The 12,679-nt window shown below is 68.4% G+C and carries 11 protein-coding genes and 1 pseudogene; 6 read left to right on the top strand and 6 right to left on the bottom strand.

Annotation, left to right across the window (positions count from 1 at the left end; all coding sequences use genetic code 11):
- Nucleotides 1-691, bottom strand: a 691-nt coding sequence (locus tag IG08_RS0110110; protein WP_043453720.1) for a dioxygenase family protein, incomplete at its 3' end; no start/stop codon positions are given.
- A 160-nt stretch (nt 692-851) separates the two neighbouring features.
- On the opposite strand from IG08_RS0110110, the gene IG08_RS0110105 reads away from it, so the two are divergent.
- The gene (locus IG08_RS0110105; RefSeq protein WP_030599080.1) at nt 852-1,439 is read left to right on the top strand and encodes a hypothetical protein; all 588 of its coding nucleotides are present in this window, start codon (nt 852-854) and stop codon (nt 1,437-1,439) included.
- 1 nt (nt 1,440) lies between these two features.
- Nucleotides 1,441-1,974 (top strand): RDD family protein, encoded by a 534-nt coding sequence (locus IG08_RS0110100; RefSeq protein WP_030599078.1) that lies wholly within the window; start codon nt 1,441-1,443, stop codon nt 1,972-1,974.
- On the opposite strand, the gene IG08_RS0110095 is transcribed toward IG08_RS0110100, so the two are convergent.
- The 3 genes from IG08_RS0110095 to IG08_RS0110085 form a co-directional block, all read right to left on the bottom strand.
- On the bottom strand, nt 1,958-3,907 hold the full coding sequence (locus IG08_RS0110095; RefSeq protein WP_030599076.1) for a caspase, EACC1-associated type: 1,950 nt from the start codon (nt 3,905-3,907) through the stop codon (nt 1,958-1,960). The two genes, IG08_RS0110100 and IG08_RS0110095, sit on opposite strands and share 17 nt — an antisense overlap.
- On the bottom strand, nt 3,904-4,353 hold the full coding sequence (locus IG08_RS60010; protein WP_043453717.1) for an effector-associated constant component EACC1: 450 nt from the start codon (nt 4,351-4,353) through the stop codon (nt 3,904-3,906). Before IG08_RS60010 ends, IG08_RS0110095 begins: the two co-directional genes overlap by 4 nt.
- A 91-nt stretch (nt 4,354-4,444) precedes the next feature.
- On the bottom strand, nt 4,445-5,212 hold the full coding sequence (locus IG08_RS0110085) for an intradiol ring-cleavage dioxygenase (RefSeq protein WP_030599075.1): 768 nt from the start codon (nt 5,210-5,212) through the stop codon (nt 4,445-4,447).
- 248 nt (nt 5,213-5,460) lie between these two features.
- Between IG08_RS0110085 and IG08_RS0110080 the strand changes: the two genes are divergently transcribed.
- The 4 genes from IG08_RS0110080 to IG08_RS0110065 all read left to right on the top strand — a co-directional run bounded on the left by IG08_RS0110080 (nt 5,461) and on the right by IG08_RS0110065 (nt 9,817).
- On the top strand, nt 5,461-5,775 hold the full coding sequence (locus IG08_RS0110080; RefSeq protein ID WP_030599072.1) for a hypothetical protein: 315 nt from the start codon (nt 5,461-5,463) through the stop codon (nt 5,773-5,775).
- Nucleotides 5,776-5,967: 192 nt separating this feature from the next.
- A complete protein-coding gene (locus tag IG08_RS0110075; RefSeq protein ID WP_052424570.1) occupies nt 5,968-7,284 on the top strand; it encodes a DUF3500 domain-containing protein in 1,317 nt (438 codons plus the stop codon).
- A 137-nt stretch (nt 7,285-7,421) separates the two neighbouring features.
- Nucleotides 7,422-8,402 (top strand): arabinan endo-1,5-alpha-L-arabinosidase, encoded by a 981-nt coding sequence (locus tag IG08_RS0110070; RefSeq protein ID WP_030599065.1) that lies wholly within the window; start codon nt 7,422-7,424, stop codon nt 8,400-8,402.
- Nucleotides 8,384-9,817 carry a family 43 glycosylhydrolase gene (locus IG08_RS0110065; protein ID WP_030599062.1) on the top strand — a complete coding sequence of 478 codons (1,434 nt, stop codon included), beginning with the start codon at nt 8,384-8,386 and terminating at the stop codon, nt 9,815-9,817. Before IG08_RS0110070 ends, IG08_RS0110065 begins: the two co-directional genes overlap by 19 nt.
- A gap of 58 nt (nt 9,818-9,875) precedes the next feature.
- Here IG08_RS0110065 and IG08_RS0110060 read toward each other — a convergent pair whose 3' ends face one another.
- Together IG08_RS0110060 and IG08_RS0110055 are read right to left on the bottom strand one after the other, a co-directional pair.
- A complete protein-coding gene (locus IG08_RS0110060; RefSeq protein WP_030599059.1) occupies nt 9,876-11,417 on the bottom strand; it encodes a pyridoxal phosphate-dependent aminotransferase in 1,542 nt (513 codons plus the stop codon).
- Between the two features lie 192 nt (nt 11,418-11,609).
- Nucleotides 11,610-12,671, bottom strand: a pseudogene (locus tag IG08_RS0110055) (aldose epimerase family protein); the annotation flags it as partial.
- Nucleotides 12,672-12,679: the final 8 nt, after the last annotated feature.

The raw sequence follows: 12,679 nt of genomic DNA, 5'->3' as shown, positions 1-12,679 counted from the left end.
CGGTGTTGATGTCCTGGTCGAAGAAGAGCTGGCCGGTGTGGATGATCTCGCCGCCGGTGTACGAGTCGTCGGTCAGCGTCACATCGGTGTGCACCCGCAGATGCACGTGGATGGCGCGGGAGACGTAGTGCCCGGGCCAGATGGAGACGAGGCTCACCTGGCCGTTCGCGTCGGTCACCTGACCGCCGCGCAGGAAGGTGCCGTTGTCCTCCTCCTCGTGGCCGTTGCCGCCGACGAAGCCGGAGTACTCGCCGAGGTGGTCGCAGTGCCAGATCTCCACGAGGGCGTTGGCGAGCGGCGCGCAGTCGTTGTCCTGGTCGACGACCGTGAAGGTGTACTGGACCTCGAAGCCCTCCTTGTCCTCCCGGATGTCCTCACGCACGAGAGCACCGTCGAGGGAGTACGGGCCTTCGGTGACCTCGGCGTTGAGGGTGCAGATGCCGCTGGACGCGGAGGCCGACGCCGATGCGGAGGCCGAGGTGGACGCCTTCGTTTTGGCGGCCTTCTTCTTGCCGGGGTCGGCCGAGGCGATCCCGGCGATCGCGAGCCCGCCCGCCACGGCCGCGGTGCCGCCGCCGATCAGGACGCGGCGGCGCTGGACGCTCTTGTCCCTGCGGTGTTTGCCGGGCTCGCCGCTGTCGTGGTTGTCGTTGTTGTCGTGTTCTGCGGAGTGTTCCGTGTTTCCCGTCATGTCGAGAGAAGGTAAGGACGCAGTTAAGGAAATCCTTAATGTGCGGCTGTGAATGAGCTGGGGATGGACTGGCCAACTCTCCTTTATTTCAGCCGAGTTCATGACATAGCGTCGGGCGCGCTCGGTCGAGGCCGCGGTTCGGGGGGATTAGGATGTGCCGATGATTTCGGGCTATGACGGAGACGCGCTCCTTTCGGAACTCGAAGCGCTTTCCGACTCGCAGCGCGTGGCCTTCGCCGCGGCCTGCGCCGAGGCGCTGCTGACGTACTTCGGATCCGGCTCGACAGCCTCAGCGGCCATGGGTGCGGCGAAGTGCGCGCCGGCGGTCGCTTTCTGTTGGGGTTCGATCGAATCCTCGGGCTCCCCGGAGGCCGTGGACCCCTTTCTCGCGGAACTGGAGGAAATCCTTTCCGAGGACGAAGAGGGCGAGCTCGGAGTCATGGAGCACGTGATCGCCGGTGCGTATTACGCACTTGAGTGCTCCAAGGCCGGTGATGCGGGCCAGGCCGAGCTGGTGGCCAAGAACCTGTACGAGGCGGCTGACTATCTGGTTCTGGAGGATTCCGGGATCGATCTCGCCGATCCGAATTCGGGCCGTGAAATCCTCGCGTCCGATCTGATGCAGAGAACACTCTCCGGTATCGCGCACATTCGTGATCTTGTGGCGGCTCGCACATTCCGGGGTGACGATCGGCCCGTGGAGATCTCCCAGGTGCGGGAATTCGTCGGACGAGGGCTGGGTGGATGAGATGAGCCGCTTGGGCGTGCGGCCGCAGGGCGCGCTGGTGGAGTACGTCGCGGACGCCGCCGCCGCGGTGGGTGCGACGGGGAGTCCGGTACTGGTACTGGCGCCGCACGGACGCAGGATCGCGGCGCGGGTGGTGGACACGGTGATCGCGTCCGTGTTCGCGTGCCTCGGATTCATGGCCGCGGCGGCATCGAGTGACGGCATCGCGCTGTTGGTTCTCGTGCCCATGGGCTGCGCGGCGGGCGGGCTGTTGTACTACCTGCCCCTGGTGCACTGGTGGGGCACGACCGTGGGCAAGTGGATCTTCGGGCTCCGGGTGGTCCCCCTGTGGTCGGACGGGAGCGGTCCGCCGTCCTGGAAGGCCACGTTCACCCGGGAGTTCGACCGGGCGGCATTCCTGTCCATCCCGGTGCTGAACCTGCTCGTCGGCGCGATCCTGCTGGCGCAGCTGGCCAAGGACCGGGACACCTACCACCACAGCAAGTACGACCGCGCGGCCGGCACGGTCGTGGTGCTCGCTAGGGGATCCCGGTGACCGCCACCGTGTAGAAACGGGTCGTCTGCGTCTTGCTCTTGTTGTCGTCCGTGACCAGGTAGAGGGGGTGCCTGCCCTGGTACTCGCCCCGGGTCAGGGGCGGGCCGAGCGCGATGCCCTCCGCGTTGTCGAGCAGGGGGTTGCTCTGGGGCTCCTTCGCCTTGGCGCCGGACGCGGGGCAGTCGGCCAGGTCGACTACGGCCTTCTTGCGGACGAAGGGGGAGGGGGAGGCTGAGGTGAGGCCGGAGAGGGACGGGGTCTTCGTGATGTCGGGCAGGCCCGCGAAGGAGATCTCGTAGATGTGGACGCTGTTGCCCTGGCCGTCGGCGAAACCGCGCTCCAGGGCCAGAAAGCGGTCGCCCTCTCCCGTGGGGGTGAGGTCAGCGAGGCGCAGGCCCGAGTCCGTCTCGTAGGCGAACTCGGCGTCGGGGGCGTACCGGCCGCCCGGGGTGCCCGTGTAGCGCAGGACGCGGATGAGTTCGCGTCCCTGGGCGGAGCCGTCACCGCCGAGGGGCTCCTCCAGGCCGACGTACAGATGGCGGCCGTCCGGGGTGAGGGCCAGCGACTCGAAGGCCGCGTTGGCCACCGCGTGGCCGCCCTTCCCGGCCAGTCGGAAGCGCTCCGGCACCGGGAAGTCGTCGAGCAGTCGGCCGGTCTCCAGGCTGTAGCGGCTGACGGAGGGCCCGGCCTCGGAGGCCACCAGGACGGTCCTCCCGCCCTTCTCCAGGGCGACGGCCTCACCGTCGAAGTCCTTGTCCGCCGCCGAGTAGGGCGTTCCGTCGGCCTTGCGCAGCTGCGTCATCGCCGTGATCCGGGGCTCCGGCGGCTCACCCGGCTTCCCCAGCGACAGCCGGTACAGGTACGGCGGTGAGTTGTCCGCGAGCGACAGCGCCTCGGACTCGCCGGTCAGGGTGAGGGAGGAGAGGCCGTAGACGTCCTGCCCCCGGAACGCCGACTTGTCGAGACGGTCGGAGAAGCCGACCAGCGAGGCTCGCGGCGAGCACGCGGCGGACCCGGTGCCGCTGCCCGAGGGCCACCACAGCGGGGACGTCCCCGCGGCCAGCACCGTGACACCCGCCGCCACGACGACCGAGCAGCGTCTCCAACGCGAGGACGGGGGAGGGGGATCGGGCTCCCGGGCCACATTGCGTACGAAGGGCAGCCGGCCGATCTGCCCGCGGTCCTGCTGCTGCGGTCTGGGTCTGTTCTTGCCCTGGAGCGCGTCCCTGACCTGCCGGTAGATCATGTCGAGTGTGAGGTACGGCGAGGTCTCCTCGCCCTCCTCGCCGGGCACGCCGTACCGCAGCACATGCACCAGCTCGCCCGTGAACGCCGTGCACGGCTCCTTGTCCGGGGCCAGCGCCTTGACGTTCGCCGCGGCGGAGGTGAGCAGATAGCTGCCCTCGACGTCCGCCGCCGTCCTGAGCGGCGTCACCGACGGGCCGGCCATGTCCCCGATGGCACGTCCGCTGTAACAGCAGTCCAGGACGATGACCCGGCGCCGCGCCCGGTTGTGCTCCAGGAGGGCCTCCCGCAGCCAGTCGTACGGCACCGCCGTGTGCCGTGCCCCGTCCCGCGAGCCGACGCCGGTGAGGTGGAAGGCGCCGTGCCGGTCGACGAAGCCGTGCCCGGCGTAGTAGACGATCAGCAGGTCCCGGGCCTTGGTGGCCGCGGAGATGACCGGGTCGATCATGTCGCCCGACGTGCTCGGATCGGTGACCGTGACGCAGTTGTCGGCCGGCAGCCCCCAGATCTCCCGGTCGGTCAGGGCTTCCTTGAGCTGCGTGAGGTTGTTCGCCACGGTGGGCAGCCGGGGCAGGTGCCGGTAGCCGCTGACGCCGATGAGGACGGCGGCCGAGCGCGCGGGGTCGGGCAGGGACGCGCCCGGCGGGCTGGGTTGGTTCGGCTGGTTCTGCCGGTCCGGCTGGTTCACCGGCCGTCGCCTTCCGGTCCGCCCGGTGTGTCCTCGGGTTCCTCCGGCTCGTCCGGGTCCTCCGGTTCGGGCGGTGGCTCGAGCTCGTTCAGCAGATCCAGCGCGGCCAGGATCTGCTCGCGATCCATGTCGGCCGACACGACGACGGTGGAGTCGCCCCGCCGGATCTCCACGGACGAGCGCGGCCGCTGCGCCTGGCGCCAGAGCCCGATCGCGAGTCCGAGCGAGGCCAGCTGGATCCCGGAGTCGAGGACGAGCTGGATGATGTCGAAGGCGCTGCCCATGCTGGTGCCGGGCTCGTCCCGCGACGCAGTTGATGTATCGGGCTCCGCGGACAGCGTGATGTCCGCGAAGTGGCGCAGTTCCTGATCTCTCGTCAACCAGTCGTACAGCTGCTTCAGTTCGCCGCCGTCCGGGTCGTCGGGCAGCCGAAGACGAACGTCCATGCCCTACCTTCGCCCCCTGCCGAAATGGGCCCTGGGTAACCGCACTTCCAGCGTACGGTCACCCAGGGCGCGTTGGGGCGGGAGTTACGGGCTAGCTCTGGTCGACTCCCAACGTGAGCGTCCCGGCGTAACCGGCGGAGGTCGAGCTGCCCAGGGCGGTGAGGGTGAGGAGGCCGGAAGCGGCGCCTCCCTCGTCGTAGATGGAGTCCTGGGCGAGGGTCGTTCGGGTGACGGTGTTGGCCGCGTAGGTCGAGAGTGCGGCGACCTCAGTCGTGATCGCCTCGTCGAAGAAGAGCTGCCCGGTGTGGAGCTCCGTGCCGCCGGTGAACGAGCCGTCGGAGGTGAGCGTGACGTCGACGTGCACCTTGATGTGGATGTGCACGCAGCGGCCTCTGTACCAGCCGGGGTAGACCGTGGTGATGTTCGCGACGCCGCTGGAGCCCGTGAGGACGCCGCCGCGCAGGAAGGTGCCGTTGTCCGGTTCGTCGTGGCCGTTGTTGCCGACGAAGCCCGAGTACTCGCCGAGCGCGTCGCAGTGCCAGATCTCGACGAGGGCGTTGCTCAGGAGCGCGCAGGTGTCGTCATCGACGACGGTGAGGGCGAGCTCGAGCGGGATACCTGTCTTGTCCTCGCTGATGTCGGAGCGGACGTACTGTCCGTCGAGGTAGTAGGGGCCTTCGGTCATCTCCTTCGTGAGGGTGCAGACGGCCGCGGCGGCCACGGGGGTCGTGTCGTCGGCGGCTGTGGGGGCTTCGGGCGCGGCGGCGCCGACGGCCAGGGTGGCGGCCGTGGCTCCGGTGGCGATCAGTACGGTGCGGCGCCCGATCGTGGTCTGGGGGGCTTCCGAAGTGTCTGTCATGAACACGGCACCGTAGGAACGGATTCTGTCGCTCAGCTGTCAGTTGCGTAAAGTGACGGATCGTCAAGTTCCTTGCGAGACAACCTGTGCGCCGACACGGCCCGCGGCGTGCCCGGCGGCGGGCACGGTTTTCGCGGGGCTGTGGGCAGGGGTGGGGGCGGCTGCCGGGTTCGCAGGGCACGTCTCACGGCTCCGGCGGCCGGGTGGTCACGGTAGCGTGGCAGGGCAAAAGGTGAGAAGGAGGGCAAATGGGGCTGAGTGTGCGCGTCGAACGGCGTATCGCCGAGGACTTTCCCGGACGGGACGGCGAGGTGGTGGGGAACCTCCTCGCCGAGCTGGTGAACCATCTGACCGACAGAGGTGACCAGGAGGACAAGGAACGGATCGCCGCCGCCACCCTCCTGTGCGGACGCGGCCGCGTGGACCGTCTCCTCGACGCCGTCCAGCTGGCCAAGGAGGACTGGCGTGACGTGCTGGTCGGTGCGGGGCTGGCCGACGCGGGGTGGCGCGAACAGCTGGATGCGGACTTCGGTCCGCCGGGCCCGTCCGGACCGGCCGACTGACGCTTCCGGGGCCGAGTGACCGTGGGGTCGCCCCGCGGTCACCTGGAAACGGCGGTGAGAAAGTCGGCCCGGGCGGTGGGGAGAGGGCGACCTCGACGCAGTCGCCATCGCCGCCGCTGTTGTAGCTGCCGACCTTCCCGTTCACAGGTTTCACAGAGAAACGCTTCAGGTACGGCAGGGACTCTGCTCCGCATGCACGGACACCGACCCCGAACCCCCGAAGCCGAACGCAGCCGTCGCTGGTTCATGAACAAGGCGCTGCTCGCCGGCGGAGTCGCCGCCGTGGCGACCATGACCGGCTGCTCCTCGAGCTCCTCCGACACGGCGAGTTCCAGCTCCGCCGCCCCCAGTGGCATGCCCTCCGGTGGCCCCGGTGGTGGCGGAGCCGGCGGTATGGGCCCCGGCGCCTCCGAGGTGAAGTACGCCGACTTCGTGGGCGTCACCAACGACGGCAAGGTCGCGGGCGACCTGTACTCGATCCACTCCACCGACGTCTCCACCGACAAGGTGGTCAAGGCCGCCCAGGCCTTCCTGGACGGGCTCACCACCAAGGAGCACAAGGCCTCCGTCTTCGACGTCGACGACGACGAGTGGCTGAAGTGGAGCAACGTCGACGGCTACGAGCGCCAGGGCGCCCGCATGGGCGACCTGACCGAGAAGCAGCGCGACCTCGGCTGCGCCCTGCTCGGCGTCGCCCTGTCCGCCGACGGGCTCACCCAGACCCGCAACATCATGAAGCTCAACGCGTTCCTGGGCGACTACAGCGGCGGCGGCCGGGACACCCTCACCGAGGGCGCCTACTTCTTCACCTTCATGGGCACGCCGTCCACCACCAAGCCCTGGGGCTTCCAGTACGAGGGCCACCACGTGGCCGTCAACTACTTCGTCCTCGGCGACCAGGTCGTCATGACACCCACCTTCATGGGCTCCGAGCCGACCTCCGCCACCTACAACGGCGAGAAGATCACCCTCTTCAAGAAGGAGACCAAGGCCGGGCTCACCGTTCTGCGGTCCCTGACCTCCGCCCAGCAGAAGAAGGTCATCTCCTCCGAGAGCAAGGGCGGCGACAACCTCAAGGCCGGCGCCGGCCAGGACAATCTCAAGCTCGCCTACCAGGGCCTGGTCGCCAAGGGGTGGACCGAGACGCAGAAGAACCACCTCCTCGACCTGGTCCGTGTCTACGTCGGCAACATGAACGACGGTCACGCCGAGGTGAAGATGTCCGAGGTCGAGGACCACCTCGACGACACGTACTTCTACTGGATCGGCGAGACCAAGGACAGCTCGGCCTTCTACTACCGCGTGCACAGCCCGGTCGTGCTGATCGAGTACGACGCCCAGTCCCCGCTCGCCTACGGCAACAAGTCCAGCAGCGGCACCGGCGGGGGCGGGATGGGCGGCCCGAACGGTACGCCCACCCAGCAGCACATCCACACCATCATCCGCACGCCCAACGGCGGTGACTACGGCGTCGATCTCCTCAAGCTGCACCTGGAGAACGACCACTGACGCACCACTGGGGTTGCGCGGGCCATTGACGCGCAAGGGGTTCGATTCTACGGTCCCGTCCGAAGCTCTGATCGGCGATCGAAATACCGAACGGATTCCGAACGGACCGTATCCCCCCACCCCTTGGGAGCGTCAGCGTGAGCCGCACCTCTCGCACGTCTCGCAGAAGAACGGCCCTCCTCGCCGTCCCCGCCGCCGTCCTGCTCGCCCTGATCCCGAGCAGCGCGTCGGCGTACCCCAACCCCGGGACGGTCACCGGCGACACCGTCGTCCACGACCCGACGATGATCCGTACATCGTCGGGTCGTTACCTGCTCTACGGCACCGGAGGCGGCCTCGGCTACAAGACCTCCACCGACCGGATCGCGTTCACGGCCGGCAGCGACGCCTTCACCACCAAGCCGAGCTGGTGGTCGTCGTACGCCACCGAGGCCTGGGCGCCCGACATCTCGTACCACGGCGGCAAGTACCTGATGTACTACGCCGTCTCGACCTTCGGGTCCAACAAGTCGGCCATCGGTCTTGCCGGTTCTAGCACCGGTCTGCCCGGCTCCTGGACCGACTACGGCACCGTCTACACCTCCACCACCTCCAGCGACTACAACGCCATCGACCCGAACCTCTTCGTGGACGACGACGGCAAGTGGTGGCTGTCCTTCGGCAGTTGGTGGACGGGCCTGAAGATGATCCAGATCGACCCGTCCAGCGGGAAGCAGCTCTCCTCCAACACCACCCGGTACTCGATCGCCTCCCGCCCGACCGGGACCAAGGCGGTCGAGGCGCCGTACATCGTCAAGCGGAACGGCTACTACTACCTCTTCGCCTCGTACGACACCTGCTGCGCCGGCACCAGCTCCACCTACAAGGTCAAGGTCGGCCGCGCCACCAGCGTCACCGGGCCGTACTACGACCAGAGCGGCGTCGCGATGACGAACAACGGCGGGACGCCCGTGCTGGAGTCGCACGGCCGGTACATCGGCCCCGGCGGCCAGTCGATCATGAACGACTCCGACGGCGACCTGATCGTCTACCACTACTACGACGGCAACGACAACGGCACGCCCAAGCTCGGTATCAACCTTCTGAACTGGAGCAGCGGATGGCCCGTCGCGTACTGACCCTGCTGGCCGCGCTGATCCTCGCCCTGTCGCTCGGGCAGTCCTCCGCGAGCGCGGCCTCGTTCACGAACCCGGTCAAGGCGCAGAAGGGCGCCGACCCCTGGATCTCGTACTACAGCGGCAACTACTACATGGTGACGACGAGTTGGACCAACGCCATCACCATGCGCAAGTCGACGACCCTGGCCGGTCTCGCCACCGCGCCCAGCGTCCAGGTGTGGACCGGGGACGCCTCCTCGCGGTGCTGCAACATCTGGGCGCCGGAGATCCACTTCATCAACGGCCGCTGGTACCTGTACTACGTCGCCGGCCAGAACGTCTCCGACTACATCCCGACCCAGCGCACCCACGTCCTGGAGAGCGCGGGCTCGGACCCGATGGGCCCGTACACCTACCGCAACCAGCTCAACTCCGCCTGGATGCTGGACCCGACGGTGGCGACCATCAACGGCCAGCTGTATCTCTTCGGCAGTGCGAGCGGTGGGACGCAGAACCTCGTCGCGGCGAGGATGTCCAACCCGTACACCCTCGCCACCGGCTTCTCGACGATCTCCACGCCCACCAACTCCTGGGAGACGTCCGGAGGTTCGGTCAACGAAGGGCCGGAGATCCTCCAGCGCAACGGCCGGACCTTCCTGATCTACTCGGCGAGCGGCTGCTGGACCCCCGACTACAAGCTCGGCCAGCTGACGCTCACCGGCTCGGACCCGCTCTCGGCCTCCTCCTGGACGAAGAAGTCCACACCCGTCTTCCAGCGCAACGACTCCGCCGGGGTCTACGGGCCGGGCCACAACGGCTTCTTCACCTCACCCGACGGCACCGAGAACTGGATCGTCTACCACGCCAACGACTCCGCGTCCGACGGCTGCGACAACGGCCGTACGACCCGGGCGCAGAAGTTCACCTGGAACTCCGACGGCACACCGAACCTCGGTACGCCCGTCGCCCTGGGCGCGGGCCTGACCGGCCCGTCCGGCGAGCCGTCGTCCACCTCGACGACGTACACGATCACGAACCGTAACAGCGGCAAGTGCCTTGATGTCGCCGGGAGTTCGACGGCCGACGGCGCCAACGTCCAGCAGTACACCTGTAGCGGCGGCAACAACCAGAAGTGGCGCATCGAGGACCAGGGAGACGACACGAGCAGACTCGTGAACGTGGCGACCGGCAAGGTCCTGGACACCGCCGACTGCTCGACAGCCGACGGCGCGGACCTACGCCAGTGGACCTGGCTCAACAACACCTGCCAGAGGTTCCGCTTCCTCGTGACCGACAGCGGCTACGTAAGGATCGTCAACCAGGCAACGGGCAAGGTGGCGGACGTGGCGAACTGCTCGACAGCGGATGCAGCTGACGTCAGGCAGTGGACCTGGTTGAGCAACAACTGCCAACAGTGGCGATTGAACCCGGTGTAGAGCTGCCAACCCAGGGGCGCGGGGCTGTGTCGATTTGCGGCTCCGCCCCGCGAGGGCGTCAGCCGACCTGCTGCCCCATCCCCGCAGCGTTGGGCCAACTCCCCGCATTCGGCCACCCGCTAGCCGGAGCCGCCGTGAGATCCGACGGCGCGGCGCCGGGGGCCGTCATGCCGCGCACCTGCGCGGCGGTGAGCCCGCCACGCGCGGGCACCCCGGTAGGCGTAGGCCCGGCCATCGCGGCAGCGGCGGGCATCGGCGCAGGTGCCGGAACCCCGTACGGCTGCTGCGGAGCCGCCGCCGGCATCGGCATGGGCATCGGCTGCGGCTGCATGCCGCCCGGGAACCCCTGCCCGCCGGTGGCCATGGCCTGCGCGGCAAGCCCCTGCATGCCGGCGCCGTTGCTGGCGCCGACCAACCGGTCCACTGCCGCCGTACCCGAGCTGTAGCTGGTCCCTGTAGCGAGCTCGGGCACGGCGGCTCCCCTCCTGGTCCCGTAGAGCACCTGTTCCAGGCCGGACACCAGGCGACGCACGTCCACCTGGGGGCGCACCACAAGGCGCAGGAAGCGGCTGGAGGAACCGATCTTGTTGCCGCACTCGCGGACGAGGATCCGGTGCTCGGTGAGCAGCCGGTCCCGCACCACGGTGCCTTCGGCGCCCACGGGGAGGCGCACGAAGAGGAAGTTGCCCTGTGACGGATAGACCGTCAGACCGGGCAGCGCGGAGAGCTGGCTCGCCATGTCCAGGCGGTCCCGGTACACCTGGTGGAGGCTCTGCGCGTATTCGGCGCCGTGCTCCTTGAGCATGAACACCACGTACTCGGCGAAGGCGTTGAGGTTCCACTTCGGCAGCATCGAACGGACCCGGCCCGCGAGCGACGGGTTGGCGACCATGTAGCCGAAACGTATGCCGTGCAGGCCGAAGTTCTTGCCGAGGCTGCGCAGCACGATGACGTTCGGGCGGAGCATCGCTTCCTGGACGACGGACGGCTCGGCCTCCGCGTCCGCGAACTCCAGGAAGGACTCGTCGATGACGACCAGGTCCAGGTCGGCCATCGCGTCCATGAACTGCACCAGCGCGTGCTTGTGGAGGAAGCCGCCGTCGGGGTTGTTGGGGTTGCAGATGACGGCGACGCGGGTGCCGCGGGCCCGTATGAACTCGGCGTACTGCGCGAGGTCGAGGGCGAAACCGCTGGACTCCTGGAGCGGGAACATGTCGACCCGCTTGCCGGTCTCCATCGGCTGGTCGGTCCAGCGGCCGAAGGTGGGGACGGGGATGGCGAGGGACTCGCGGACCAGCAGGTGGTCGATCCAGGTGATGAGCTCAGTGGAGCCGTTGCCCATCGCGACGGCCTGCGGCGGCAGCTGGAGCAGGTTGCACAGCTCGGCCGTGATCGTGTCGGCACTGCTCGGGTAGTACGTGATGATGTCGCGCATCCGGTGCGACATCTCGTCGAACATGGCCGCGGTGGGGAAGTACGGGTTGCACGGGATACAGAAGTCGACCGGCCCGGCGCCGTCGCCGCCCTCACGCGTCAGTGCCGCCATCGACGGACTGTGCGCCGCGGTGCTGCGGAACAGCGAGGTGACGTTGTCGGCCATGGAACCTCCGTATGGGGCGGACCCGGTGGGGACGACCGGGTCCGTCGTCATTGGGTGGCCCGCGCGGGGGAGCACGGGCCGCCCTTACATACGGAGGCTGGGGTGACGTTGTTCAACGGGTGTGAAAAGAGTGTGAGTTCTGGAACCTCACGCTCCTGTTCTGCGTCACGCTCCCGAAGTCACGCTCTGAATCTATGAGTTGAACGAGTGAATCGTAGTCGTCCGGTACGTCTGCCCGGGCCGCAGCACGGTCGACGGGAACGACGGGTGGTTCGGCGAGTCGGGGAAGTGCTGGGTCTCCAGGCACAGCGCGTCGCCCTGGCGGTAGGTGTGCCCGCCGGGACCGACGAGGGTGCCGTCGAGGAAGTTGCCCGAGTAGAACTGCAGGCCAGGCTCGTTGGTGGCGATCTCCAGGGTGCGGCCGGAGGCCGGGTCGCGGAGGGTCGCCACGTGCTCGGGCTCGGCCGTGACGCCCTTGTCCAGCACCCAGTTGTGGTCGTAGCCCTTGGCGGCGAGCAGGTCCGGGTGCCCGGTGCGCAGGTCCCGGCCGATCGGCTTGGCCCGACGGAAGTCGAAGGCGGTGCCGGCGACCTCCGCCAGTTCACCGGTCGGGATCAGGCCCGGGTCGGTGGGCGTGTAGCGGGAGGCGGCGATCTCCAGCTCGTGGTCCTCGATCGTGCCGCTGCCCGCGCCGGCGAGGTTCCAGTAGACGTGGCTGGTGAGGTTGACGACCGTGGCCCTGTCGGTGGTGGCCTCGTAGTCGATACGCCAGTCGCCCCGCTCGGTGAGGGTGTACGTCACCTTCATCTCGAGCGTGCCCGGGTAGCCCATCTCGCCGTCGGCGGACGTGTAGGACAGGCGCAGGCCGACGTCGGAGCCCTCGGTGAACGGCTCGACGTCCCACACGCGCCGGTCGAAGCCGTCGGCGCCGCCGTGCAGGCTGTTCTCCCCGTCGTCGACGGAGAGTTGGTACGTCTCGCCGTCCAGTGTGAACCGGCCGTTGCCGATGCGGTTGCCGTACCGGCCGATCAGCGCGCCGAAGTACGGGCTGGAGGCGACGTACTCCTCGATGCGGTCGAAGCCCAGGGAGACGTCGGCGTACCGGCCGTGCCGGTCGGGGACCTCCAGGGACTGCACGATCCCGCCGTAGGACAGGACCTTCATGCGGGTGCCGCCGTTCTCCAGCGACCAGCTGTGGATCTCCGTACCGTCGGCGAGCCTGCCGAAGAGTGATGTCACCGGTCTCCCTCTCCCTCCCATGG

The organism is Streptomyces fulvoviolaceus, assembly GCF_000718165.1.
GTDB classification, from domain to species: Bacteria; Actinomycetota; Actinomycetes; order Streptomycetales; family Streptomycetaceae; genus Streptomyces; species Streptomyces fulvoviolaceus.
Note: the sequence above shows the minus strand (reverse complement) of the source record. Positions and strands in the feature narration are given on the sequence as shown.

Coding starts and splice junctions, on each gene's coding strand:
- IG08_RS0110105 (WP_030599080.1), top strand. CDS start 852: ATGATTTCGGGCTATGACGGAGACGCGCTCCTTTCGGAACTCGAAGCG.
- IG08_RS0110100 (WP_030599078.1), top strand. CDS start 1,441: ATGAGCCGCTTGGGCGTGCGGCCGCAGGGCGCGCTGGTGGAGTACGTC.
- IG08_RS60010 (WP_043453717.1), bottom strand. CDS start 4,353: ATGGACGTTCGTCTTCGGCTGCCCGACGACCCGGACGGCGGCGAACTG.
- IG08_RS0110085 (WP_030599075.1), bottom strand. CDS start 5,212: ATGACAGACACTTCGGAAGCCCCCCAGACCACGATCGGGCGCCGCACC.
- IG08_RS0110080 (WP_030599072.1), top strand. CDS start 5,461: ATGGGGCTGAGTGTGCGCGTCGAACGGCGTATCGCCGAGGACTTTCCC.
- IG08_RS0110075 (WP_052424570.1), top strand. CDS start 5,968: ATGCACGGACACCGACCCCGAACCCCCGAAGCCGAACGCAGCCGTCGC.
- IG08_RS0110065 (WP_030599062.1), top strand. CDS start 8,384: ATGGCCCGTCGCGTACTGACCCTGCTGGCCGCGCTGATCCTCGCCCTG.
- IG08_RS0110060 (WP_030599059.1), bottom strand. CDS start 11,417: ATGGCCGACAACGTCACCTCGCTGTTCCGCAGCACCGCGGCGCACAGT.